We start from the raw sequence: 24,839 nt of genomic DNA, 5'->3' as shown, positions 1-24,839 counted from the left end.
CCTAGTCCTGGGCGAAGACGACTTGGCCGTCTTCAAACGCCTGAATCCGCGCCAGCGACGTCACCTTGATGTGGCGGTCGTCCAAGAGCTTACGGCCTTTTTGGAAGGTCTTCTCGATGACGATACCAACGCCGGCCAAGGTTGCGCCGGCCTGGCCGATGATATCGATCAGGCCTTCAACCGCCTGCCCGTTGGCGAGAAAGTCGTCGATGATCAAAACGGTGTCGTCGGCGCTGAGAAACTTCGTCGAAATGGAAATTTGGTTCGTGGTTTTCTTGGTGAAGGAGTAAACCTCGGCGGTGTATAAATTGTCCTTCAGCGTCAGGCTCTTGTGCTTGCGCGCGAAGACGACCGGCAGGTGGAACGCCATCCCCGTGGCCAACGCCGGGGCGATGCCGGAGCTTTCCACCGTGAGGATCTTCGTGATCGGCGCATCCTTGAAACTATCGTAAAAGGCCTGGCCCAGTGCCGCCATCAAGTCCGGGTCGATTTGGTGGTTCAAGAAGCTGTCCACCTTCAACACATCCGCTCCAAGCACTTGCCCATCCTGCTGAATTCGCGTTTCAAGTAATTTCACCGTTGCTTCTCCCTTTGATGCCGCACCAGGCGGCGAATTTTAAACAATCATACAATAAATCACGCACCTAAACAACACACCAAAGCCAAACGTGGCGGGAAATGCGAACACTTTTTTCGCGCAAAAAACCGGCCAACCTCGGAAAAAGCGCACAGGATTGGCCGGTTTCGGTGATTCCACCGGAAAAACGATTATTCGGTTTTACTCATCGTATTGCGTCAACTTGTATTGCTGAATCACGCTGACCAACTTGCTGGCGTATTCCGGATCCGTCGCGTAGCCCGCCTGTTGCAAGGCGCGCGCCGCCGTGCGGTAGTCTTGCGCCGCCACCACCGCCGCGTATTGCCGGCGATTCCAGCTCGTGCCATTCACGAACAGTAAGGCATGGTCGCGCATCGCCGCCTGGTCGCTGGGATACACCCGAAACCGCGCGCGCACCGTCACCCACTTGCCATGCTGAAATTCCTTGGTGCTCATGATGGCCGTTTGCTGCTGCGCCGTCCCCTTCACGCCAAACAGGTTGTGGTATTTGCTGGCCAGCTCGCTTTGCCCCCAGTCCGATTCGAGAATCGCCTGGGCCAGCGTCACGCTGGGCAAAATGTTGTACTGCTGCTGCAAGGTCTCCGCGTATGGCGCCAGGCGTTCGATGAAGGCGCGCTTGGCGGCGGCGACCTTCGCCCTGCTGGCCGCCACGGCTTGACGCTGTTGAATCATCGCTTGCCGCTGTCTGTACACCTGATTGCCGACGACCAGCACACTGCCGGCCAGCACCAGCAAAATCAGCCACACTAAGCCGGGCACACGCCGCGTTTTTCGCCTTCGTTTCCGTTTGCGCCAACGCGCCATTCACATGCCTCCAGTGGGGTTTATTCAGTCTTCGGTTCGGCCAGCAAGTACTGCTTGGCCCAGGTCAATAAGTCGATTTGCTTAGCTTCGATATGCTTGGCCACCGTTTCTGGCACCACAAAATCCAGCACATCCACCAAGCCGTGTTCACCGTAATCCAGCCGCAGTTGCAGGTGCATCAGCTGGCCGCCATCCGGCAGCGGCTCCTTGACGTAGCGCGTCGCCAAGTTCGGTGCCGCCAACCACGAGCGGGCAATGCGGGCCTTGGCCGCCTGGTACCGCGCCACAATGCCGCCTTCCTCGGGATCCGTCGCATCGAGCACCGCCATTTTTTTCGCCAACATCCATTCGTAATCTGTGAATAAATAGCGCAACCGATCGCGCTGGGCGTGCGTCAAGGTCACGTGCTCATCTGTTAGCGCGGTCGGGGCCAGATGCAGCGCCTTGGTCAGCGCCGCCGGGCCGTCACCGATGCGGCCCGTGAGAATCGCGGCCGCCAGGGTCAGTAGGGTTTGATCATTCATGAGACTCGCCTCCTGGCTCTATTGTAGCAAATTCGCGAGGCGGAGACGTGACGAAACGGCGACAAAGTAACGGCAATTACTTTTTCACCGTCTTCATTACACCGGCCTTCAACGCGTATTGCTTCCCTGCAGTGATATCGTATTGTAACAATTGATAGTCATGAAACAGAACGCGTTGGCGCTTGGTTAATTTCGTGAGAGGAATGAGCTTGCCCTGCTCGTTTACAAATTGGGGCACCTGCTTACCTTGCGCATTGGTGCCTGGAAACCAAACTGTAGGCAGCTCTTGTTGCACCTTCGTCAACAATGCCCCATACGCATCGACCTTGGCATTACCTTGGGCCAGCGCCATGGCAATGAAGTCATTGGTGCCGACATAGTTGGTGTTAGTCGTCATTTTCTGTTGGGCACCATGGTCTCGGGCATACCGATTAGCATAGATGAAGTAATCAGTGGCGTATTTATCAACCGAGGTCGGCAGATTGTAGATGGCCGGCAGGTGATCACCATAGAATACCCAGATAATCGGTTTGTTGATGCGGTCTAGCTGGGCCACAAAGCGCTTGACGTCGGTGTCTGTATAGTGAATGCCCTGACTATAATGCTCAACTTCAAAGCGATTGCTCGAGTTCACAAGCTTGCCAGACGCCTTGAATTGGTGGTCCGGGTAAGTATCCTGAGTGAACGGCATGTGGTTTTGCATGGTGATCAAATTGATGAATTGTCCACCTTGACGCGACTTAATCTGATTCAAAGCATTCGCATACGCCGTTTCATCAGACAAATACGGAGAGGTCCCGATGCGCTTTTGGTCGATAATTTTATCCGCGCTGCCGAGATAGACAAACTTGTTGAACTGGTATTTCTTGTACACGCCGATTCGGTTATAAAAGGCACCCTTGTAGGGATGAATGGCAGAAGCATAGTCGAACCAATCCCCGACATTCGGCGCAATCTTCTCTGCTGGCACCACCTGCGTATTCGGGACCAAGGTGGACGAGGAAAATAGCCCCATCGACATGCCGGTTAGCGACATGTATTCCATATTGGCGGTGCCCCCTCCATACCCAAAGCTCATCATCGAGCCACTGGTGGCGTGTTGGCGCAACTGGGTGATGTTTGGAATCGGATTTTGATTCAGGGTCACGCCAGCCAACCGTGTCGGCGTCGCAAAACTTTCCGACAGGTTAAACAACACCGTCAATTGATTCGACGCCGTCGTCCGTTGGCGATTCAGCACCTGAGCAGTTTTGTCATACTTTGTCACCAACGCCTTGATGGCCGCCTCGCTGTATCCTGTCGGCTGGTCCATCGTCGGCACGTTTAACTGCGACAGAAAGAAGGTCACCGGGCCTTCTTTTTGCGCGTAATACAAGATGTCCTTATTGCTATCAGGCTGAATGCCCAGCACCTGGTAGAATCGGGTGAGCGGTGAACGGGCAACGTGCATATAGGCACTCCCAGCCAAAAAGGCGAGCCCAATCACCACTGTGGTGATGCGCCACCACCACACCGGGGCCTGAACCTGGTGCCGCCGTTCAAGCCAGATAATGACGCCAATCAACAAAACTAACCCAATAACCGTAGCGATTACGACACCACGATTCACCATGCCCAGCAACTCTTGAATCCCAGTTAACTCTGCGATATCAGAAGGCACCACCGGCTCAGAGCGATTCTCAATTTTTAAGCGGTTGGCGACACCGAAGACTAAAGTCGCCGCGCTCACCAAGACTAAAGATAACCAGTACCGGCCGGTTAAACCGCGAAGTACCCAGAATGCCATGAGCAACACCAGCGTCCCCGCGATCATAATGCTGGGGCCGCCAAAGATGACACTAGAAAAAATATTTTGGTTGCCACTACCCCATTTTTCGACAAATTTAAAGGACAAGTGCAGCAGCATTGTTGACGAACACTGCACGACAAACAACGTGAGGCCCGCAACAACGGCTGGCCAACTGACGTGCCAAAACTTCTTCAGCGCCTGCAGCCACTGTGGCATCAGCTGATTTGCAAAAGTGAGAAGATCTCCCTCGCGCCAACGCCCCATCGCCTGCCACCATGGCAACCGCATGACGATTTGCCACACCAGCCAAGCCCCAATAAAAACAAGGAGCGAAATGCTGATGGCTGCGGGAACGACCCACAAGCCCCCGCACCAATTGAAGATGCGAACGCGCATCAGGGTGAGTAGCCACCGAAACAGACCAACAACACTTGGCTGTGTCGTCAAGAATAAGGCTACGAAAATTCCCCAGTTCGTCACCGAACTCGGCATCTCCTCGTTGGGCTGGTCAGATTGGCCACCGCGCCACGCTAACAACAGCGAGACAATCCCGACAGCAGGCAGAACCGTCAACGGAGACAAAGCCGTGACGAAGCGGAACGCCACATCGATGCTCGCTTCCCGAGAAACCCGTAACCACGCCATGATGATAATGGTCGCGTAACCAATCACGCCACTCGCCAACGTCACACCAATCGACCGTCGATAGTGCGTCGCCGGCGCCAGCGTTAGCGCTAACGCCCCCAGCAAGATGACGCCGGTAACTGTCGCACCGCTGCCAAATCCTAGCCCGTCGCGACCAAACACGATATTGATGGCGAGCAGGCCCCACACCAGCCTTGAAAAGCCTTTGTTCTTGGCTAACCGAATGAGCCCAGGTTGCAGTAGCAGGAATGCGATGAGTCCCGTCACTAACGGCAGGGCTTGACGAGTAATCGGCATCACGACGTCATAAATCGTCTGGACACTGTTGATGCTATTCGTGGCAATACCGGTAGCCACGATGCCAACGCCAGTCACCACGATCGTCAACCAGGCCTGGGCAACCCGCTTGAAGGCGATCGGCCGGGTGCCTAACGCCAGCAACCACCACAAAATGCCAACAACCAGCATCACCAAGGTGCCATAGTATAATAATGCGCCGGCGAGCCACAGGAGGGTCAGGTGGGTTCCACCAATTGCCGCCATCCACATTCGGCCGCTGCCCATAATCAGTTGGGTAAAAATGATGCCTAAGATGATGACGCTATTAATCCCCCGCGTCACCCACGTCTGTCGTTGTCCTTGCATAGTTGCCTCTCTCACTTTTCGTTAGAGCCCATTATACCAAACCGCAGCCAGCAAAAAAGGGACTGGCCGCGCCAGCCCCAATCTGGTTACTGTTTCTGGTAAAGCGTCAGCGCAATGAATGGATCTTTGAATGTCTTCACCAGGCGATAACGGGTTTGAATTCGTTGCTTCAGGAATTGGTTCATGCCGGTTTGAGGATTGGTGGTGAAACCGCGATGCGTCACGATGAATTGTGGCGCATTCCGCACCAAACGCTGCTCGAAGTCCTTGGTGATCTGCGGATGCTTCGCATAATCCAATGACGGCAGCGTAAAGTAGCGTGAATTCGCCCACCGGTCACTGGCCAAGTAAATGAAGGCGTCAACGCGGTGCACGTAAATTTTGCTCGTCGTTGTCGAATGTTGCTTGATGTACCGCGCCGTTTGCATCTGAGCGGAGCTAGTTTTCTGGTCAATTGGCAAGCGGTACAGGCCCTGTCTGACAGAGCGAGTAGCTTGCGATAGCGTCAGCCGCGGCGTGATCGAAACGACCGTCCCCACTGCCACTAGCGTCCCCAGCATTGCCACGGCGGTGCTGGGACGCTCACGCATCAACGTGACCGACCAGGCCAGCCCCAGTGCAACCATGATGGCCAATACTGGAATCATCGTGACAAAGTAATGCGGATACGGCCGGCCAGACAGAATCACCGTCAGCATGTTGAGCCCGCCGTAAGCCAATACTGTCAGGATCACCCACCAGGAAGCGCCAGAAAGCCACCCCGCCGCGATAAACAGCAACCCGATCAGTGGCAGTCCAAAGGTGAGACCTTGGTGGATAAAGTATTTTATCGCCACGGCACGGTCTGCAGGACTGATCTGCCGCGAATAGGCCAGATTTAAGGTGAAGGTTTGCTCAAACATCGGCCGCAGGTTGCCTGCCAGCAGTCCGTATATCACGACAATCGCGACCACGCCGGCTCCGCCGACAAAGACCCACAGAAAACGCCGCCCCAACTCTCGCCAGTCTCGTTGCATCATGCTTTGCGCGGCCAAGGCTAGGCACCCTACCACCCAAGGAGCAATCATATTGGCTCGAATAAAGAACACCAAGCCACCGGTGACGCCAATGAGGACTAGGCCCAGCGTTTCCCGAGTGGACGCATCACGGTGCAGGAGCTTGGCAAATAAATACAACGCCAATGTAATAAAGGGCAATGATAATTGCTCGGTCAGGTTGCCCCCTTGAATGCATAGCATCGTCAGCGGGGTCAGCATGAGGATGGTCAGGCCCGTCACCACCGCTCGCTTGGTCAATTCCATCAGCAATTGCCACAGCATGATGAGAAATGCCGCATAAAAGACAGCCTCTAACACCCACACGCCAGTCATCTGATGCCCGAAGCCAATGAGGTCTGCGAACTGCTCTAACCAAAACAACACGATGCCCTTGTGGTCGAACATATCAAGATATGGCGTCATCCCGTGGTTCATCGCGTGACCAAAGTACATGAACATCGATGAGTCATGACTGCCTAGCCGCCGACTTAGCGGAAAGGCATCAAAACTTAAGACCACCGCCACCCAGTTGATGACGGCAAAGCCCCAAGCCCACCATTGATTTCGTTTACTTGCTACTTGCACGATCTTGCCCCTTTATCCCCAATTCTTATCTCGTCAAATATACCACACGCCTTGGTACTTGCCCACTCCGGCTAATTTTTCATGTTATAATATCCATGATTAGAAGGAGGAACATTCATGAAAATCAAGGGCACTGCACTACTTGTCGCTGCACTAGGATTACTCACCTTGGCTGCGTGCAGCAAGGGCTCCGGCACTAGCGCGACAGCATTGATCAAAAAAGGCGATACCGCCTTAACCAATGCCAATTATTCAGGGGCAAAAGCCTACTACGATGCAGCTAACGCCACGAAGGCAAACAAAACGGCTAAGGCGGCAAAAGCGGCGGCTGGCGATTTTGTTGCTGCGGAATCGGCGCGGCAAAAGCATGACTACAGCCTCGCCTTAGATAAGGTCAAAGCGGCTAAGGGCGCCAACGCCACAGTGAAGACAACCAAGCACAAGTTGCAACAAGCCATCACGAAGGAACGCACTGCCTATACTAAGCTGTTCGACGCCTACCAGGCGGCTGCGGCCAAGCAAGATACTGACACGAATGGCGCTTTAACGGCCACCAATAGTGTGCTGAATGAAGACAGCCTGTTGAAGCCAGCCTTCCGCGACTTGCGGGTCAAGGTCCTCTTGCTTCAATCTCAACTCAAAACGACGCTAGCCACCACTGCTGCCAGCAGCAAGCCGGCGACATCGACGAAAGCCAACGATAGCGAAAGTAACGAGAATACGACGAATGATGCCGATACCGGTATCACCGCCGCCGACATCACTAAAGCCCGTCAACAGCTGAAGGACCAAGGCGTTGACGCCAGCGCATGGAGCGACAATGACATCAAAGCCGCCATTAAGAATGCGCGCGCCGCTGGGCGGGATACCGTTAAAGAATCTGACATGGAAAATTATCAATAATACTCACAGCCGCCGCAATGGCGGCTTTTTTAGTCCAACCCAACAAAAAAAGCGCCGCGCAAGCGCGACGCCAATTCGGGCGAATTAGTCTTTGTTGACGTTAACCGCCTGAGGACCGCGATCGGATTGTTCGATTTCGAACGTTACCGCTTGGCCTTCTTCAAGCGTCTTGTAGCCATCACCCTGGATTGCAGAGAAGTGTACGAATACATCGCTACCGTCTTCGCGAGTGATGAACCCGTAACCCTTTTCAGCGTTGAACCATTTCACAGTGCCGTGTTCCATTAGATGAATCCTCCTTGCGCCAAAGCGCGTTTGATAAAATTGCATTTTCTGTTTGGTACATAATGGAGAAATTCCAATGGAACTTGCCACATGACCATTCAAAAAGTACACCTAAAGTGTACCACCGTGCGAGAGCGCATTCAAGAATTTAGCCACGCCGATTCGACTACGGCTACCAAGCGATTGCGCTAGTATTTCCGCGCCGAGTACGCTACGATAACTTTAAGAAAGGGGTCATCCACGTGAAGAAGCTATTACTCGCCATTAGCACAGTATTCCTCTTGGCCGGGTGCGGGCCGGTGTTCAACCAGAAACAAACTTTGACTACGCACACGACGGCCGTGCGCACCGCCGTCACTAAGGAGAAAAAGGCGCTATCCGCGATTGATGCGGCGTTCAACGCCTTCCCTTCAACCTTCCAAACCGCATATCAGGATGACCCGAAAGCCGATTTCGCCCAAGACCAGGCCTTAACTCAGCTGACCGAAGACGCAAAAACCGCCTTCGCCAAGTTTGAAGCCGCACATGATGCGCTGGACAGCAGCCAAACCGCGCTCAACAAGTTGGCCAACCAGCACGCCAGCAATCTCCCGACCACGTCGCTGCAAAGCCTGGCAACGAGCCTGCGGTTGACCAAGCTAGATAATCGCACCTACGCCACTTATTACAAGGAACTCAGCGAAGCCGTCAACCAGTTTTACCGCGACGTCGCCACCGACCCTTCCGCCAAGGCCGCGGATGCTGCCTTAACCCGACTGAACCAGTACATCGGCTCGCTCAGTCAGCAAACCGACATCCTCACCGCCAACCTTGGCACGGTGCAGGAGGACAATCAGGCCCTGAAGAAAGCCGTCGTGAAAATGAAGGACTAACTAAAAAATGATCAACCGCCAGCAGCCGCGGTTGATCATTTTTTAGTTCTGCGTCATCAACGTGCGATATAACGCAATATACGAGAGATATTCGGCCACGTTGACGTGTTCGTCGGTTTGGTGCGAGGTCTCGTTGCCCGGGCCAACAATGGTCAACGCCATTTCCGGGTGGTACAGCACCGCCGCGTCAGTAATGCCGGTTTCGGCCTGTACCGGCAACGGCGTTTCGCCAATCGTCGCCCGTGCCGCTTGGATGGCGCTGACCAGCGCGTTGTCGCTATCGGTGCTGACCGCAGCCAACACAGAATCGGGCTGGAACGTGATGGTGACGCCAGGCACGGCGACGGCCGCCACTGCCCCTTGCATGGCGGCAATAAAGTCCTCGTTGGAAGCCGTAGGTGTGCTGCGGATGTTACCGCGATAATGCGCCGCCTCGGGAATGCTGTTAATCTGGTTGCCGCCGGCGATGAGGTCGACGTTGTGCGTCGCCTGCCCCAGCAACGGATCGACTCGTGCCGTCAGCGGCGCCGTGGCCGCCATGGCCACCTGAAAATATGCTAACAAGCCATGAATCGCATTCGCCCCGAGCTCCGGCCGCGACGAATGGGCGGCCTTGCCTTGGGCGGTGACGGTGTAGTCGATGATTCCTCGCTCCGCCGTGGCGATGTGGCCGGCCGTTGGCTCCGCCACCAGTAAGTCCGTCACGTCATCCGCCAGGCCCGCGGCGGCAATTTGGCGCGCGCCATAGTTGTCGATTTCTTCCCCGACGGTGACAAACAGGCGTAGCTGAATTTTCAGCGGCTCGTGTGCCGCGGCTTGAAAAGCCAGCACGGCAGCGGCCAGGCCCGCCTTCATATCGGTGGCGCCGCGGCCGTACAGTTCGCCGTCATGAATCTCGGCGGCAAACGGCGGATAGGTCCAGTTCGCTTCATCCCCTGCCGAAACGACATCCGCGTGGCCATCGAAGGCCAACACGCGCGTCGCTTTCGCATCGCCGGTGCTCAGCACCAGCGTCGTGCGCCCCGGAGCAAACGGTAGCCGCTTAAGGTGAATGAGGCCCGCGTCGAGTTCCGGTTGCAGCTGCGCCACAATGGCCGCAACAACTTGGTCCTCATTGGCCGCCACCGTGGGGGCTTGAATCAAGGTTTGCAAGAACTGGATCGCTTTTTCGTGTGTCAAAATGTCCTCCTACCGCTTGAACCGCAACAATGCCTGCCCCAGAATCGGCGTGACGATGCCGGCCATCGTTGCCTCGGCAATGGCGTTCACCGCCAGCGACGCAATCAAGAGCCAGCCGAGGTTGCTGGCGTTGGCGCCGTGAACCACCTTGCCCGCTTGGCTGGCGAAAAGCAGCCAGGTGAAGGCGATGACCAATAGCGTATTCGTCAACGCGCCAGCGATGCCGGCCAGCACCATCTTGATCGTACCGCCGAGTCCGGTGCGCGTCTTGCTGGCAATGTGATTGAAAATCAGCGCCGCCACGACGCCGACCATGATGCGCGGCACGATGGCGATGATGGGATTCTGGAACAGCAATAACGTCACCGGATCCGCCGCACTCGTGTAAGCCTTCAGCAGGCTGATGCATCCCCACAACAAGCCAAGCGTCGCCCCACCGCGCACGCCGAGAATCACCCCGCCTAAAATCACGGTGAGGTGAATCGTTGAAATCGCCGGCAAGCCGGGAATGATGCGGATGTAGCCCACCATCGGAATGTAGGCCTGTAAAATAATCAATGCACCGAGGATGCCCAGGATGCTGATGGTATAGGCTGAGCTTTTACGGGTCATGGTGATGCCTCCAGCTGATGATTTTGCCTTGTATTGTACCAGATGTCTCACTAGATGTCTTAAAATGGCCGACGATTTCTACCGCCCGCTGTCAGTCGGCTGGTGCTGGATTCACGAATCAATTATTTCTAGAAAGCAAAAACCAGACGTTGACCAGCGTCTGGTTTTCATTCAACTTCATTAACTTGTTAATCCAGCGCAATTGCCCGGCGAGTGGCTCCGCCGTTGGTGTTTCTCGCCCATTCATTATAGAACGAACCCAGCGAAACCCAGCTGACGGCACCGCGATCCCAAGCGGACCCGCCACCACTGTGGGCACGTGAAGACTTGCTCGAGTAACATGGATCCAAAACGCGGAACCCTTTTTTCGAGCTATACCCAGTAATCACTTTGCAGTGATTCCGATAGCCTGATTTTTGGTACGGGCTGAAGCCGTAATACAAGACGGGATGGCCACTTAACACCTCAGCCACAATTGTATTTTCAGAACAACCCGAGATATTCTTCAACCCCTTATAGAACCGGCGCCCATAGCTCGTCAACGTGCCAACAGAAACAACACGCTTAAAGCCGGCCCCAGTGAGTGGGTTGCCAATTTGACCACCAGAGTATCGTGGGTACATCGGCAGATGCCGCAGGAGATACATGTGGCCAGGGTCTTTGCCCTTATACTTCAACAACATCTCCAAGGCGACGGCCGAACAACCTTCAGGCGCATTCACAGGGGTAAACTGACTGAGCCACGGGACACCCATCATTCGATAGCCCGTCGACCGCGTGGCGGAAGCGTTGATGTACCCCATCCACTTACTGCCAGAGTACAAGGAATAATAGACGCTGCCATTGAAATGGTTGTACTTTCCAGTGGCCCGGTAAGTCTTGCCGTAATAATTTTTGCTGAGATGAATCACCTTCCAGCCGAAGTTGCTATACATCCGGTAATTCTTGCTAGCAATTATCACGCTGCCGCTATCTCTCAGCCAGATACCTTGTTGTCCACTGGCCTTCTTCATGAACCGAGTATTGAGATACCCCATCCACTTCTTCTTGCCATTGGTGAGGGACGCGTAAGTCGCCCCACGATAACGGAAATATTGTCCGGTCACGTGATAAGTTTTCTGATAGTAGGTTGACGTCGACTTGCCTGACCGCCAGCTGAAGCTCGACCACATCTTCTCACCGCGCCGCGTGGTGGTGGCATAGTAATTGGCCGCCGTCCAAAGCCCGGTGCTTTTGCTAGTCAGCTTAACTGTCTTGGCCGGCACATAGCCAATCCAAGTTTTACCATTATAAACGGAATAGTATTGCGTGCCATTATAATGATAGTAAACGGCATTGACCCGATACGTGTGGTGATAAAGTTTTTTTCCACTGGTCCGAACTGACTGATTAAAGCCCTTGTATGCAGGGTAGCGAGTAGATGTGAACGTTGTATACTTGTTGAGTTTATACCAGCGGCCCTGCGGTTTAGTGCCGGCATCGACCGCTTTTTGGTTGATGTAACCCATGAACCGCCCGGTATGGTCTTGGATGGCAAGATAGGTTGAACCATTGATGTGATAGTACTTCCCGGTAGACAAGTACGTGTGATGGTAAAGCGTCTTGCCGCTATACCGGCGGCCCCAACTGAAGCTCGTATATGACGGGTAGATGGTGCGTTTAACCGTCACATAACGATGATCCGCATGCTTGCTACCTTCAGCATGGGCAAACGTCGACACCGCGTTGGCGTTCAAATAACCCAGCCACTTGCCCGATAGCGTGTAGACAGAATAATACGTCGAACCATTACTATGTCGATAAACGCCATTGATTTTGAAATAACCATGTTTGTACTTGGCAGTCGTCGTGCTTTTCTTCCAGCCGAACGTGCGCCAGATCGTGTAACTCGGCGACTTTACCTTCGCGTATTGGTTAAAGTGCTGCCACACGCCTTGCGAAACCTTGCTGGCCGAGTATTGGCCAGCCTTGATGTAGCCAAAAAGCTGATTATGAGAGTCGTATAACGCTAGATAGGTGCCCCCGATACTCGGGTAATACATGGCTTTGACCCGATAGGTCCGGCCAAGAAACGAATTGGAGCTGGCCTTCACGTGCCCGAGCAAGTCGCGATAAATCGTGCGATTGCGCTGGGTCAAAGAGGCATAGCCAGACGCCGACTGTTTAACGCCTTCCGGATGCTGACCCGCATTCGTAACGGCAGTCGTATCTAGATACCCTAACTGCTGGCCAGCAGCATTCAGGACAGTATAGTAGGTCTTCCCATTGGCGAGCGTATTGGTCGCGCTCACCAAATAGGTCTTGTGGTAGGCGTCCTTTAAGACGACATCAGCGGTTTGAAAATGATCCATTCCGCGCCAAACCGATGCGTGTTTTGTCACGGTCACATACTGGTGAACTGCGACTGTTTTCGTCGTCGGTTTCGCCACTGTCTGTGCGGGTGCTGTTGCAGCCGCGACTGGCTGGCTCGGTTCCCCACCGCTAATGACAATCATGGTAGCCGCAGCGGCAATTAACTGACTCATTCCCCGAAGTAATGTATTGCGTTGATTTTTCATTTTTCTACCCCTGCTTAATGAATAGTTTAATTGTAGCAAATTTGTCCTCACATGAAAGGATTTTGGTCAAGTCTGCGTGGATTTGGCTACAAAGGGCAAAAAAATAAACCGATCAACGACCGGTTTATTGACTTGTCTTAGTTCGCACTGGCGCGCGTCTGGCGACGTACCGGTTGGGAGTTCACCGGCACGTCGCAAGGCGCAACGTCATTCACGCGAGCAATCAGTGGCTCAAGAAATTCTTTCTCGGCCTGATGACGCGCGCGAACCGCTTCATCAAAATTAACAAATTGCTTATTAAGGAGCAGGCGGCCCTTCATGAACAAGCGGGCGTTCCACTTACCAGACTGGCGATCGAAACTGACACCAATCACGCCGGAGCGATTCGTCGAGCGCAGCTTCGTCGCTGCGGCAACGTTGACGCCTTCAGTCTGCTTAAATTGGGCTTTCTTCCCCATTTGGGCAACGGTCTTCGGATTCTCCCGAATGGCCTTAGCCATGTATTCCCGGCGATAGCAGCCGCAACTGGTTGTTGTCCCCCGACGCAACCGGTAACCATCTACCACAGCCGTGTTCCCGCAGGTGCACTGGCAAAGCCACTGGGCATTGCCGTTCTTTGCGTGTCCCGCGTACTCCACGACCGTCAGCCGACCAAAAGTTTGGCCAGTTAAATCTTTACGCTTCATAGCTTACACTTCCTATTAATTAATAATTCCCCCAGAACCTAATATGCGACTTTGAATAGCCAACGTCAAGGTCAACTCGGCAAAAAACCCAAACAAAACAAAAAAGCCAACCTTTTCCAGGTTGGCAAAGTCTGCGGGCAAGAAGACTCGAACTTCCACGGCTATAATTAGCCACAAGATCCTTAATCTTGCGCGTCTACCAATTCCGCCATGCCCGCATGACGATTAGCACAAGAAATATTATATGAAACCCCCATGCTAAAGTCAACGCAAATCGCTGAATTACAGGGATAATCGGCATTGAACCGCCAATGCTTATTGTTCACGTCCAGCGGTTGGTGGTCCAGGTACCACCGAGACGAACCAGCGCTGTCCCTTCGTAATCACCGGGGTCAGCAGACGTAAAAGTCCCTGACGAAGCGGAAACAAGCAAGTAAAGATGATCACACTGCCGAAGTAAATCAGGACGGCGCTGACCAGTCCCGTACCCACAATGGCCCAGTTGGCCGTCAAGTGCCGGGCGCCCACGACGTTCGTCCACAAGAAGTCCTGACCCAAAAAGGCTGAGTCATGCAACAGATAGGCGGCAAACGCGCAACGAGCAGCGTATTGTAACCAACGCCGCGCCTGAATGTGGCCCCGCATGAACAGCATGAAGATCGGTACCGCTGCGGCAAACGCCCAAGGGCTGGCATCACGCGTGTAAAACATGGTTTGGTCCCAATTAAAGTTCGTCAGCACCCGGGCGATTGGCGACTGCGCGTGCGCAAAGACGGCCGCGAGGATGACATTCAAGATGACACCAACGACCAGTACACAACCAAGCCATTGCCAGATTTTCCCAGTGGCAATTGTCTGCACCTGCTGTTGGTGAAGCCGAAGGTACGCCCCGCTCAAGTAAAGAAAGAAGAACCACAGCACGTAGCTAAAGGTCATGCCGAAGCGGTAATAGATGGTCGCATATCCCGCCAGAATGGCAAAGCTCCACCCCAGCGCCTGCCGCTGATGCTGGTCGGTTAAACCGAGAAACCATTGATTCAACCAGGGAATGGCAAAGAAGAGTAACGTGTAGGCCGTGATGAACCAGTATTGCGCAAAGACTGCTGGAAACAATGCTTTGATCAACAACGTCATGGAAAATGTCTGCCCGCTAATATCGAATATATTGACCACAGCAAGGACCAGTAAGGAAATTATCGTCGCTTCGACCCACACTGTGATGATACTCTTCAGCTTCGCCGTGGACCGAATCATAAAATAGCCGGTAATCATGATGAACAAGTCGACTCCGAGCTTGCCCCCGGCCAGTAGCGTGTCAATAACGATAGTCCTGGCACTTAACCCCACCGGCAGGCCATTGGGATTCAACAACGTTACGGGCACCCAATGCGTTCTCAACGCAAAGTGATGCAAGATGATGAGGAAGATACTTAATACTTTTAAGGCGTCCATATTGCCATTACGAGTCTGTTTCGGCAAAACAATTCCAACTTTCTAATTTCAGATACTAATTAGTATAACACGGCATTAATCGCTCAGAGCCAAGTCCCCCTGGATTCAATGGCTACTAACTAATTTCAACCTCCCGCCACACCGGCCGCACCCAAACCGGCGCACATTAATCCGCCGCTGCCGCGGATACTGCTGGCCACATTGGGTACAGACATACACATACCGCGGCTCCCGCCGGGCAACGCTTGGGGCGTAGCGCGACCCCCCAACAGCCGCCAGCAGCTGTTTGAAGTCGGCGTCGCGGTGCTTGTAGCCCTGATGTGCCCGGTACAAATGATAATGCACCAGCTCGTGGCGAATGATGCCGAGCTGTTGGGCCACCGTGATTGTCGCAAACATGCTCGGATTGAAGTCGAGATTCTCGTCACGCAAATTGAAGCGGCCGCCTGTGATTCGCAGCCGCGCGTTAAAGGTGGCTCGATGGCGGAACGGCAGGTGAAAGTCGGCGAGTGACACACGCTCCACCCATGCTTGTAACTCCTGATTGGTCATACTTTCTCACCCTGCGCATAAACAAGCCTTCACTACTATTCAAACACGGTTACTCTGACACGCGATTGAGATATTTCAAAGTGATTTTTGTTTCATTCGTAAAGACACTATCCGGATGCAAGTCTTTAAACGCGCGCCGATTATCCGCATATTCCTGTAGCGTCCATAAATCCGTCAGAAATCCGCGCTGCTTCACGGCGCTCATCAGTTGTGGTGTCGTCTGCGCGATATTCATGGAATAAAACGTAATGAAACTTGGCGCTTGCTCAATCGATTTAAGCGAAGCCGGACCTAAATACAGCAGCGGCACGGTCCCCATTCCGGATTCTGCATGAAAGGCCTTTAAACCTTCTACCGAGCTGTCCTGAACGATGACGTTTTTCCCTTGGCCGAATTTTTGGATGGCCAGTGCTAACTGGCGATCGACCTCAGTCGCATTTTGACCAACTACATTGTTGTGCTTCGCCTCAATAATGTAGTGAATCTTGTTCCCATAGTGCTTAAAGACATCCGCAAGCTCGTGCAATTTTTCGCCATTTCCCAGTGGCACAGTGCGCAACTGCTTTGCGGAAGTTTTAGAGACCTGAATGTTTCTTCCGGTCGTCCGAAACAAATTATCGTCATGGGTCACGAATAATTTGCCATCTTTGCTCAACATCACATCTTGCTCAATGAATGCAGAACCATCCCGAATGGCTGCATCATATCCAGCAAAACTGTGCTCAGGATTGTCATAAATCGACCCTCGATGAGAAAAGACAATGGGATGTTGAGGATCGCAACTTTTGATGATGGCCGATACTGTGCGACTGCGTAAAGTAGCTTGTGAATCTTTGCTGTCATTCGACAGGTATCGAAAAACAAGTAACCCACCAATCGTTACGACGACCAAGATTGCTACCAACACGATGAACTTCAAATATTTAGAATGGCTCGTTTGTTTTACATGCACTGATCAGACTACTCCTTCGTTAACTACTTTGGTCGATTCCCGGAAGAAGGACGGCCCTCTCATACCTTAGCACACATGACAGTATGCCACCTCCATAGAAATGTTTTCTCGCTCGTTAAACTGAACACGACGTCATGTTTCCAGAAAGACGCCGAATCGACAGAATAGCATTAAGTAATTCCGCTACTTGACCAAAAAATCCGGCTCGCACGACAGTGTGAGCCGGTTCGTTAATTAAAGTACTGCAACAGGTCCGCTTCTTGCAAGCCCGCCTTGGCTTCAGCGTCGTAATCCGCCACGATACGGCCGGCGTCGAGAATGATCATCCGGTTGCCGTATTTCAGGGCATCGGCCAACTGGTGGGTGATCATCAGGCAGGTCAGGTGATTCTGTTGCACGATCTTGTCGGTGAGCGTCATGATGGCGGCACTCGTATGCGGATCCAGCGCCGCGGTGTGCTCATCCAGCAACAACAGCTCCGGATTCCGCATCGTCGCCATCAACAGCGACAACGCCTGGCGCTGGCCGCCGGAGAGTTGCTCGGTAGGCTTATTCAAGGCGTCTTCCAAGCCGTTGCCGGTTTGTGCCGCCAATTCCTTGAAGTGCGCCAGCTGACTGTTCAGCTTCCGCGAGGCTAGCGTGAGGCGTTGCCCGCGGCGGCTGGCCAGCGCCAGGTTTTCCGCCACGCTCATGCGGGGTGCGGTACCCATTTTCGGATCCTGAAACACGCGGGCGATGAGCCGCGCGCGGCGTTCGGGACGCTCGGTGCTGATGTCTTGGCCGGCCAGCGTCACTGTCCCGGAAGCCAGGGGGAGGTCTCCAGTGATGGCGTTGAACAACGTCGATTTCCCAGCGCCGTTGGTCCCGAGCACGGTGACGAATTCGCCGGGTTGAATCTCGAGGTTCACGTCTTGGATCAGCGCGCGCACGCTTTGCCCGACGACCACGTTAATATTCACGTTGGCTAACTTTAACTGTGCCTCAGTCATGCGCCTGCACCCCATTTCGTAACACCTGCCGCACGTGAATCTTGTGCTCGATACTTGGCACCATGATGGCCACAGCGAGCACGACGGCGGATAGCACCTTCAAGTCGTCTGGATTGAAGCCGAGCTTCAGTACCAACAACAACACGAAGCGGTAGATGATACTGCCGAGGATGACGGCGACTAGGCGCTGGCTCAACGTCAGCTCACCGAAAACGACTTCCCCGATGATGATGGCGGCTAAGCCGATGACGATGGTGCCAATCCCCATGTTGACGTCGGCATACCCGTTATTTTGCGCAATCAGGCCACCAGACAAGCCGATCAGACCGTTGCCGACCACAAGGCCCAAGACTTGCTGGCCGTCGGGGTTAATGCCAAGGCTGCGCGCCATCGTCGGGTTATCCCCGGCGGCGATGAAGCCCTGGCCGATTTGCGTGTTGAGAAACAGAATCACCAGCGTCAGCACAACGATGACCACGATAGTCCCCACCGCCACGCTGTCAAAATATTCCGGCAATGCTTTCAGCCACTTGGCCTCAAACAGATTCGGTTGATTCAGTAAGGACAAATTGGCGCGGCCCATGACCCGCAGATTGACGGAAAACAGCCCGGTCATCACCAGAATCCCCGCCAGCAGCACGGGAATGTGCCCCTTGGTGGACAGCAGCCCGGTGACCAACCCCGCTAGCATCCCAGCCAGCAAGGCCAACACCGTCGCCAGCAACGGATTGACGCCGTGCGTAATTGCACTGACTGTCACCGCCGCGCCGAAGGGAAACGTCCCTTCAACCGTCATGTCGGGAAAATCCAGAATGCGAAACGTCAGGAATAACCCGATGCCGAGCAATCCGTATAGTAATCCTTGGCCAATCGCCGATACGCCGAGTCCCATTATTGAATAACCTCTCCGTCTTTCTTCGCTTGCGCCACAATGTCAGCTGGAATGGTGATGCCGAGCTTCTTAGCTTCCTTCAAGTTGACGATCAGCTGACCGGTCTTCTCGAAGTGAATTGGCATCGTCGCCGGCTTGCCGTCGCCGTTCAACACGTCACCTGCCATTTTACCAGTTTCCACGCCGAGCTTGAACTGGTTAATGCCGATGGTGGCCAAGCCACCATCCTTGACCATGGTGTCAACGGTTGGGAACACCGGAATCTTCTTGGCGTTGGCCGCGGAAACCAGCGTCTGCATCGCGCTGGCAATCGTGTTATCAGTCGGAACGAACACGGCATCGACTTGCGACACCATTTGGCCGCCAACCTGTTCCAAGTCGTTTGTAGAGCTGATCGAGTAGCGCTTCACGGTAAAGCCTTGCTTTGGCGCAAGATTTTCGACCATCTTGGCCTGGGTCTGGGCGGAATCGTCGGAACTGGTGGCGATGACCCCGAGTGTCTTCGCCTTTGGCATTAACTTCCGAATCAGCTTCAGCTGCGCTTCGATTGGCGCTTGGTCGGACACACCGGTGATGTTACCACCGGGGCGTTCATTGTTGGACACCAGCTTGGCCCCTTTGGGATCCGTGATGGCGCCGAGGATGATTGGCGTCTTCTTGGTCGCGTTGGCGAGGGCCTGGGCGGCCGGCGTCGCGATGCCGATGACCAGGTCTTCTTTTTCGTTGACGAAGCGTTCGGACATAGTCTTCATGTTACTTTGATCGCCTTCCGCGTTTTGGTAGTCGATCTTCAGGTTCTTGCCGACGGTGTAGCCCCGTTCCTTGAGGCCGGCGATGATCCCCTTGTGAATCGAGTCCAGCGCCGGGTGGGTCATCAGCTGCAGGATCCCGACGGTTTTCACCTGAGGCTTGTTGGTGGTATCAGCGGCAGGCTTGCGGGTGATGAAAAACGCGGCCCCTAAGAACACAACGATTACGGCAATAAAGGCATAAATTCGTTTCATGATTACTCCTCCAAATTGTTCAATTCTCAGCTAACAAAAAAACTCCCGCACAGGTTCGCGGAAGTTTTGGAGAAAACAAAACGTCCGCATGGATTCCCGACGAATGGGTATCTATGCGGACGTTCAAACTAGAAGCCAACATAGACACAACCTGCGCGTCTGGCAGGTTGCGTCTCCGCTCCTGCCTACTGTTGGCTTTGCCAGCTCTTATTTACAGTAGTCATCAGATTGGTCATGTTGGTTCCTCCTTCGATGTGATTGTCAACAGTATAAACACGCTTTGGACATTCCGTCAAGAAATTTTTTCTAATTGTCATTACATTACTTACTGGTAAACTGGTAAGACCCATTTTTACAAAGTACGCTGAATTAGAAGTGGTTACTGAACAACTCCACGAGAACCATTAATTCATAATTAAAAAACAAATCTCTTTCAGGAGTCTGTTTCGTAATGATAAGAGAAACAATTTCAAAAGAAGCATGCACAGAAACAATTGATTGACAGACACAAGGCCCACAACACACGATAATCTAAGATCAATCAGACTATGTCTTGCCACTGAGGGCTTAATATGTCGGAGAACTAACATGATATTCTATAAAACTCTGTATTGCAGCATCTTTCTCATCCGACTGTTAATAAGTCTACTCCATACCTCATCAGACTGATTTTGGTGAATCTGTGGGCTTGGCTGCAGTGCGACGGGAGAGCCAGGCGTTGCTGGCACGAACCGCCCAGTTCTCCAGCGGCCGCAAAAGCAAAGCAATTACGCACACAATCAAGAACAACCCCAAGGCAATCAACACCACCCGTTCAATCAGGGCCGCGCCGTGCAGCTGAGCCCGCCGGATGTTGGCGAACAACGCAGAGGTGTATTTAAAGGAAACTGGATTGGAATTGTGCAGCATGTATAGCGCCAGCGTTTCAGCAGACAAGTAAACGAACAATTTTGGCATTGGCAACGATTTAAGCTTGAGGCAAATGAGGAATAACGCCACCGCCCAGATTAAGAACATTGGATCGTGATCCGCCCATGGCCAAGTGGGAATCCAGTGAAGGGTGTCGAGCAGTCCACGAAACCCAACCGGCCGCCAAATCATCAACCCGAAGCGCGCCACAATCACCACGGAGACAACACCAAGAACGCCGAATAGACGTTGCAGAGACCAGTCCTGGTAGAACGGATAGCGTCGTAAATACGCTCCCACCCAATACATCACCAACATCCACAACCCGCCGTTTGTAGCGTACATCGGAATAATCGAAGTGGCAAAATTGAAAAACGGCAAGACTGAAGTTAACGTGAGCAGAATCGCCATGAACCAGGTGGCTTCTCGTTGGGATAACCCATTAAACCACCGGTTGAGCATTGGCATCGCAATCAGGACAACTGCATAGCCGGTGATATACCACCAGCCTGCTGAATTCAGCGGGAAAACAGGCGTCAGCGCAAAATTCAGCAAGTTCAACGGCTTCGATTGCGTGAGGAAAATTGCCGCAATCGTGAGCGCCGTATTCACCACGTAGACTTTAACCACAAAATCTAACAACCGCTGCCATTTAAAGGTGCGGGTAATCAAGAAATAGCCCGTAATCAACATGAACAAATTGACAGCGGGCTTCCCGCCACTGCCGAACACCATCAAAATAAATCGAGTGGCCCGGCCGACGCCAGGCGCAGTCAAGTAACCGCCAAGCTTCAGGTACATGTGATGACAGACAATCATCAGCATCGCCAAAATCCGGAGATAGTCCAAGTTATGATTTCGTGGTTGCGTTGTTGCCATGTCTAGCTCCTGTCTTCGCTTCCCGCAATTTCAGTATAGAAATTCTCAATCGCTGCTTGGTTATAAGCATAAGGATCAAAATCGCTGGCCGGCTCGCCCGTTTCGAACACGCGAGAAAGCCCGGCCGCAATCGCCGCGACATCAGTCCCCTTGGTCAGCTGACCATAGCGTTCGTCAGCCCCGACGACTTGGATATTCGCAGGAATGTTGGAGGCGAGAATCGTCATTTTCAACGTCATTGCCTCGAGCAACACCATCGGTTGGCCTTCAAAGGTCGAAGGCAAGACGAACAGCTGACACTTACGCATGAACGCGTAAGGGCCATCCACATGTCCCAGTAGATACACCATGTCTGGGTCGGCTAAGCCTTTCACCTGAGCAATTAACTCGTCTGCCAGCATACCGTCGCCTAAGATATACAAGCGACTGTGCGGGTGCTCACGGTGGAACTGTTCAAAAGCGGTGATGAGATTGGCTTGATTCTTCTCCACGGACAATCTGCCCATGTTGACCACATTATACGCATCGGGATCAAACTCTGGCAATGGCCGCCCGGTCAGATCAACTTCCGGTACAGCAACGGCCGTAGTTGACTCAGGACTCTCATTCGCCGGTGCCGGTGCGGCCACGAGATTATTCTGGTTGGTGTAGCCAACCACTTCACCATTCAGCGTCAATTCCACAAAGTGGACATCGCCAACCACCACGTCGCACTTGCCCAGAAAAACCGTACCGGCAAAATTACTCAGTTGGTTAAGAGGTTGTGCTCCTGTCGTTTGCGGGGGTTGCGTCCAAATCATGTCGTCCGTCAGCTTTGACGCCACCACGTAGTATTCATTAATGGGCATTATTTGTTTCGGCAGTCGCACAGGCTGAGCACGCTGCAATAGCCACTCTCTAAATGAAAAGTATATTCGTAATGGGGACCACCAAGCCATAAAATGGATTCGAACTACTACGTCAGAAGCCACGACGCCACTATCATTGTGCGCAAGTCGAACTTGATAGAACTCGCCTTGATTTGTCATTAAGCACCGATCTATCCTAACGTAATGCCTTGCGAGATAATCTGAAGTTGCACGCATTTTGTTCAACAAGGGTTGCTGTTCTGGTCTGGCCCAAACCGGAACAACAGGACGTGTCTTCATGGTACCAATCCCGAACGTACGCCGTTCTTCGAGCACTCGAATTGGGGCATCCATAAGTTTATCAGTTGGAATCCAGCCACGATAGTCAGAGTCAACCGCAACTTTGGCATATTGTCTCCCACCCCATTGATAAGTGGCATATTGGGTTATCAGCTGATTTGGATTAAGGGAAAGTGACGTAGTTAGGTTAGTTCTTAGATTTTCCAAATTGGTTGCTACAGGCACCGTTATTTCCTTCGAAACCATTAATTTTGCGCGCTCAATACTCAAAGATTGCGTTGCATCAGCTTCGCGATTGGTTGGTTGAAGTAAGTGTTCAATGTTAATCGTGTTAACAACGTCGTGCATCTGCTCCGGAGTGACGTAATCAGTTAACTTGCTCAGGTTCACATCGCGCGTCATAGGCGAGACGCTAAAAATGCGGTCATAGAGGTAATAGGTGGAGAACTCATTGCGTAAGCTCTGCAACATTGGCATCTTACCATCGACAACCCGGTGCGCATTGGCATCCATGTCATTATGCATAAAGACATAATGATGTTTTGCACGAGCTCCAATAATGTGTCTGCTCCAGAAGTATGAGTAACCACTAAAATCAATTGCAACGTCAAACGTGAGCCCACCTGTGAGCCGATCCATCTCACGTTGATACATTTTCAGAGGAAATTTTGAACGTTTATTCTTAGGAATCCCATGAACCATCAACTGATGATTAAGTAGCTCATCACGAGCACTGAACAAAGGATACCCAAATCGAAACATGGAACGAACGTGTGAATCAAGCCGTGATATTGTTGCTCTTGCTTGATATGATCGTGGAGTACTGGTAATCATGGTAACATCGTACCGAGAATAATCGATATTGGCAGTGAGATTTAGAAAACTAGTAGTGATACCATTTTTCTTCATCGCGCCGGGATAGATGAGAAGCTTAATCTTGTCGGAGTTAGGCTTGATGAGCGTTAAGCCAGTTGCCTCGTGCTGGCCGAAGATATAATCCACGTAACGCTTGGTCACTTGGCCATCATCATAAGGCACAATTTTCGCCTTCATCGCCTCATACTGTGGCCGGTAAGGCGCACAGCTTGCCGGCAACGCGGCAATCAAATCGCATAGCTCATTCATGGTTTCAGCGGTCGGGCCAGGCAACTCTGCTTGGTCGAAGTACATCCCCCGCTGGACATCATAAAGGTCCTTGTCCCAGGCGTAAAAAATAATCGGTTTGTCGGTGACAAGGAAGTCGAAGAAGATGCTCGAGTAATCCGTAACCAGCACGTCGACTGCTGCCAGCAAAACATTTGGATCGGCGTAGTTTGAAACCAGCTGCTTTTGCACGCGCGCATCGTGGCGAATACTGTCGAAGGCGTATGGGTGAACCTTGACCAAGACATTATAGGTGTCGCCAAAGCGCGCCACCAGCTCCTGCGTCTCGTGAACAATCTGCTCAATATCGTCGGTTGCTTGATGAACATTTTGGCCACGCCAAGTCGGCGTATACAGGATCGTCTGCTTCTTTGGATCGACATTCAAGCCCTGCGCAATCAATTCATTGATTACGTCCTCGCGAGGCGTATTGAGCGTCTGGTCGATGCGCGGATAGCCACCTTCTACAATCGTTCCAGGGAAAATGCCATCCAGTTTGTAGCCACGACGGAAGATATCGGTCGTATGCCGATTCGGCGAGAACAGGTAGTCTGTCATCAGCAGACTCCGCAAGACGTTCTTCGCGTCATCCGCCGGAAAGTTGCCATCAAAACCCATATGCTTCAATGGTGTGCCGTGCCAGGTGTCGATAAAAATCTGCCCGGGACGCTTGCTGACAAAATACTGGTAAGTTGAATTGTTGATCACGTACTTGGCAGTCAGCAAGGCCTCAACGTAAGCGTCAGTGTCCCGTTGCACAAAGGTGGCGCGATCGCGTAAAGCCGCCGGGATAGACTGTTTGATCTCAGTTTGATTCTCAGCACCGTCCACTACCCAAATATGCTTAAAATGCGCGTATTCTGGCGTTTGCGTGAGGTACTCGAAAATTGCCAACGGCGAGTCGACAATATTCTGGCCATCGCGTGTTTCGTAGACGACAAGATCAGGGTCAATCGCGGCCTGCTCATACTTGGTTGCGTACGTCCGGGCCAAATGCTTCTTCAATGATGGATGCACCCAATTGACCCACCGTCTCAACTTATCCAACACCATTGTTCATTCCTTTCGTGCGCTACATTGCTCCAGTTCGCCTGAAAATTTACATTTTCCATCATACCAGAAAAGCTTGAGGTACGCTGAAACGTTAAGAAAAATCAACGTTTCTGTAACAAGAAA

The 24,839-nt window shown here is 52.8% G+C and carries 20 protein-coding genes and 1 tRNA gene; 2 read left to right on the top strand and 19 right to left on the bottom strand.

The features are described 5' to 3' along the window. Position 1: 1 nt before the first annotated feature. From FD02_RS06260 to FD02_RS06240, 5 genes are all read right to left on the bottom strand, one after another. A complete protein-coding gene (locus FD02_RS06260) occupies positions 2-577 on the bottom strand; it encodes a xanthine phosphoribosyltransferase (protein WP_054721782.1) in 576 nt (191 codons plus the stop codon). Positions 578-778: 201 nt separating this feature from the next. After that, the gene (locus FD02_RS06255) at positions 779-1,423 is read right to left on the bottom strand and encodes a glycoside hydrolase family 73 protein (protein ID WP_054721780.1); all 645 of its coding nucleotides are present in this window, start codon (positions 1,421-1,423) and stop codon (positions 779-781) included. A gap of 20 nt (positions 1,424-1,443) precedes the next feature. Then, positions 1,444-1,947, bottom strand: coding sequence for a hypothetical protein (locus FD02_RS06250; protein WP_056951209.1), 504 nt, complete (start codon positions 1,945-1,947; stop codon positions 1,444-1,446). A gap of 76 nt (positions 1,948-2,023) precedes the next feature. Continuing rightward, positions 2,024-5,026 carry an LTA synthase family protein gene (locus FD02_RS06245; RefSeq protein ID WP_056951207.1) on the bottom strand — a complete coding sequence of 1,001 codons (3,003 nt, stop codon included), beginning with the start codon at positions 5,024-5,026 and terminating at the stop codon, positions 2,024-2,026. Between the two features lie 86 nt (positions 5,027-5,112). Further along, a complete protein-coding gene (locus FD02_RS06240) occupies positions 5,113-6,648 on the bottom strand; it encodes an ArnT family glycosyltransferase (RefSeq protein ID WP_156408261.1) in 1,536 nt (511 codons plus the stop codon). Positions 6,649-6,765: 117 nt separating this feature from the next. Between FD02_RS06240 and FD02_RS06235 the strand changes: the two genes are divergently transcribed. Further along, positions 6,766-7,551, top strand: a complete 786-nt coding sequence (locus tag FD02_RS06235) for a hypothetical protein (protein WP_056951203.1) — start codon at positions 6,766-6,768, stop codon at positions 7,549-7,551. 84 nt (positions 7,552-7,635) lie between these two features. Here FD02_RS06235 and FD02_RS06230 read toward each other — a convergent pair whose 3' ends face one another. After that, positions 7,636-7,836 (bottom strand): cold-shock protein, encoded by a 201-nt coding sequence (locus FD02_RS06230; RefSeq protein WP_054721760.1) that lies wholly within the window; start codon positions 7,834-7,836, stop codon positions 7,636-7,638. Between the two features lie 242 nt (positions 7,837-8,078). On the opposite strand from FD02_RS06230, the gene FD02_RS06225 reads away from it, so the two are divergent. After that, positions 8,079-8,708 carry a hypothetical protein gene (locus tag FD02_RS06225; protein WP_056951202.1) on the top strand — a complete coding sequence of 210 codons (630 nt, stop codon included), beginning with the start codon at positions 8,079-8,081 and terminating at the stop codon, positions 8,706-8,708. Positions 8,709-8,750: 42 nt separating this feature from the next. Here the strand turns inward: FD02_RS06225 and FD02_RS06220 are convergent, their stop codons facing one another. The 13 genes from FD02_RS06220 to FD02_RS06155 all read right to left on the bottom strand — a co-directional run bounded on the left by FD02_RS06220 (position 8,751) and on the right by FD02_RS06155 (position 24,668). After that, complete coding sequence (locus FD02_RS06220; RefSeq protein WP_056951199.1) at positions 8,751-9,887, bottom strand: ArgE/DapE family deacylase; 1,137 nt, start codon at positions 9,885-9,887, stop codon at positions 8,751-8,753. A 9-nt stretch (positions 9,888-9,896) separates the two neighbouring features. Beyond that, the gene (locus tag FD02_RS06215; protein WP_054721756.1) at positions 9,897-10,499 is read right to left on the bottom strand and encodes an ECF transporter S component; all 603 of its coding nucleotides are present in this window, start codon (positions 10,497-10,499) and stop codon (positions 9,897-9,899) included. A gap of 188 nt (positions 10,500-10,687) precedes the next feature. Continuing rightward, positions 10,688-12,850, bottom strand: coding sequence for a C39 family peptidase (locus tag FD02_RS06210; protein ID WP_056951197.1), 2,163 nt, complete (start codon positions 12,848-12,850; stop codon positions 10,688-10,690). 344 nt (positions 12,851-13,194) lie between these two features. Beyond that, positions 13,195-13,743, bottom strand: coding sequence for an alcohol dehydrogenase (locus tag FD02_RS06205; RefSeq protein ID WP_225352381.1), 549 nt, complete (start codon positions 13,741-13,743; stop codon positions 13,195-13,197). A 132-nt stretch (positions 13,744-13,875) separates the two neighbouring features. Then, a tRNA-Leu gene (locus FD02_RS06200) sits at positions 13,876-13,961 on the bottom strand. 97 nt (positions 13,962-14,058) lie between these two features. Beyond that, positions 14,059-15,195 carry an acyltransferase family protein gene (locus FD02_RS06195; protein ID WP_054721746.1) on the bottom strand — a complete coding sequence of 379 codons (1,137 nt, stop codon included), beginning with the start codon at positions 15,193-15,195 and terminating at the stop codon, positions 14,059-14,061. A 105-nt stretch (positions 15,196-15,300) separates the two neighbouring features. After that, positions 15,301-15,747, bottom strand: a complete 447-nt coding sequence (locus FD02_RS06190; protein ID WP_054721744.1) for a SprT family protein — start codon at positions 15,745-15,747, stop codon at positions 15,301-15,303. A 49-nt stretch (positions 15,748-15,796) separates the two neighbouring features. Beyond that, entirely contained in the window at positions 15,797-16,666 is an 870-nt protein-coding gene (locus tag FD02_RS06185) for a glycerophosphodiester phosphodiesterase (RefSeq protein ID WP_235806686.1), read from the bottom strand. A 263-nt stretch (positions 16,667-16,929) separates the two neighbouring features. After that, positions 16,930-17,688 carry an ABC transporter ATP-binding protein gene (locus FD02_RS06175; RefSeq protein WP_054721739.1) on the bottom strand — a complete coding sequence of 253 codons (759 nt, stop codon included), beginning with the start codon at positions 17,686-17,688 and terminating at the stop codon, positions 16,930-16,932. Beyond that, positions 17,681-18,580, bottom strand: coding sequence for an ABC transporter permease (locus tag FD02_RS06170; protein WP_056951196.1), 900 nt, complete (start codon positions 18,578-18,580; stop codon positions 17,681-17,683). Before FD02_RS06170 ends, FD02_RS06175 begins: the two co-directional genes overlap by 8 nt. After that, positions 18,580-19,584: a tryptophan ABC transporter substrate-binding protein gene (gene trpX / locus FD02_RS06165; RefSeq protein WP_056951193.1), complete on the bottom strand. Its 1,005-nt coding sequence runs from the start codon at positions 19,582-19,584 to the stop codon at positions 18,580-18,582. The genes FD02_RS06170 and trpX overlap by 1 nt, the downstream gene beginning before the upstream one ends. A 660-nt stretch (positions 19,585-20,244) precedes the next feature. Next, a complete protein-coding gene (locus FD02_RS06160) occupies positions 20,245-21,372 on the bottom strand; it encodes an acyltransferase family protein (RefSeq protein WP_056951192.1) in 1,128 nt (375 codons plus the stop codon). Between the two features lie 2 nt (positions 21,373-21,374). Continuing rightward, on the bottom strand, positions 21,375-24,668 hold the full coding sequence (locus FD02_RS06155) for a CDP-glycerol glycerophosphotransferase family protein (RefSeq protein WP_162255580.1): 3,294 nt from the start codon (positions 24,666-24,668) through the stop codon (positions 21,375-21,377). Positions 24,669-24,839 lie beyond the last annotated feature (171 nt).

The organism is Lacticaseibacillus nasuensis JCM 17158 (genome assembly GCF_001434705.1).
GTDB lineage: Bacteria > Bacillota > Bacilli > Lactobacillales > Lactobacillaceae > Lacticaseibacillus > Lacticaseibacillus nasuensis.
This window is presented reverse-complemented; position numbering and strand designations above follow the sequence as displayed.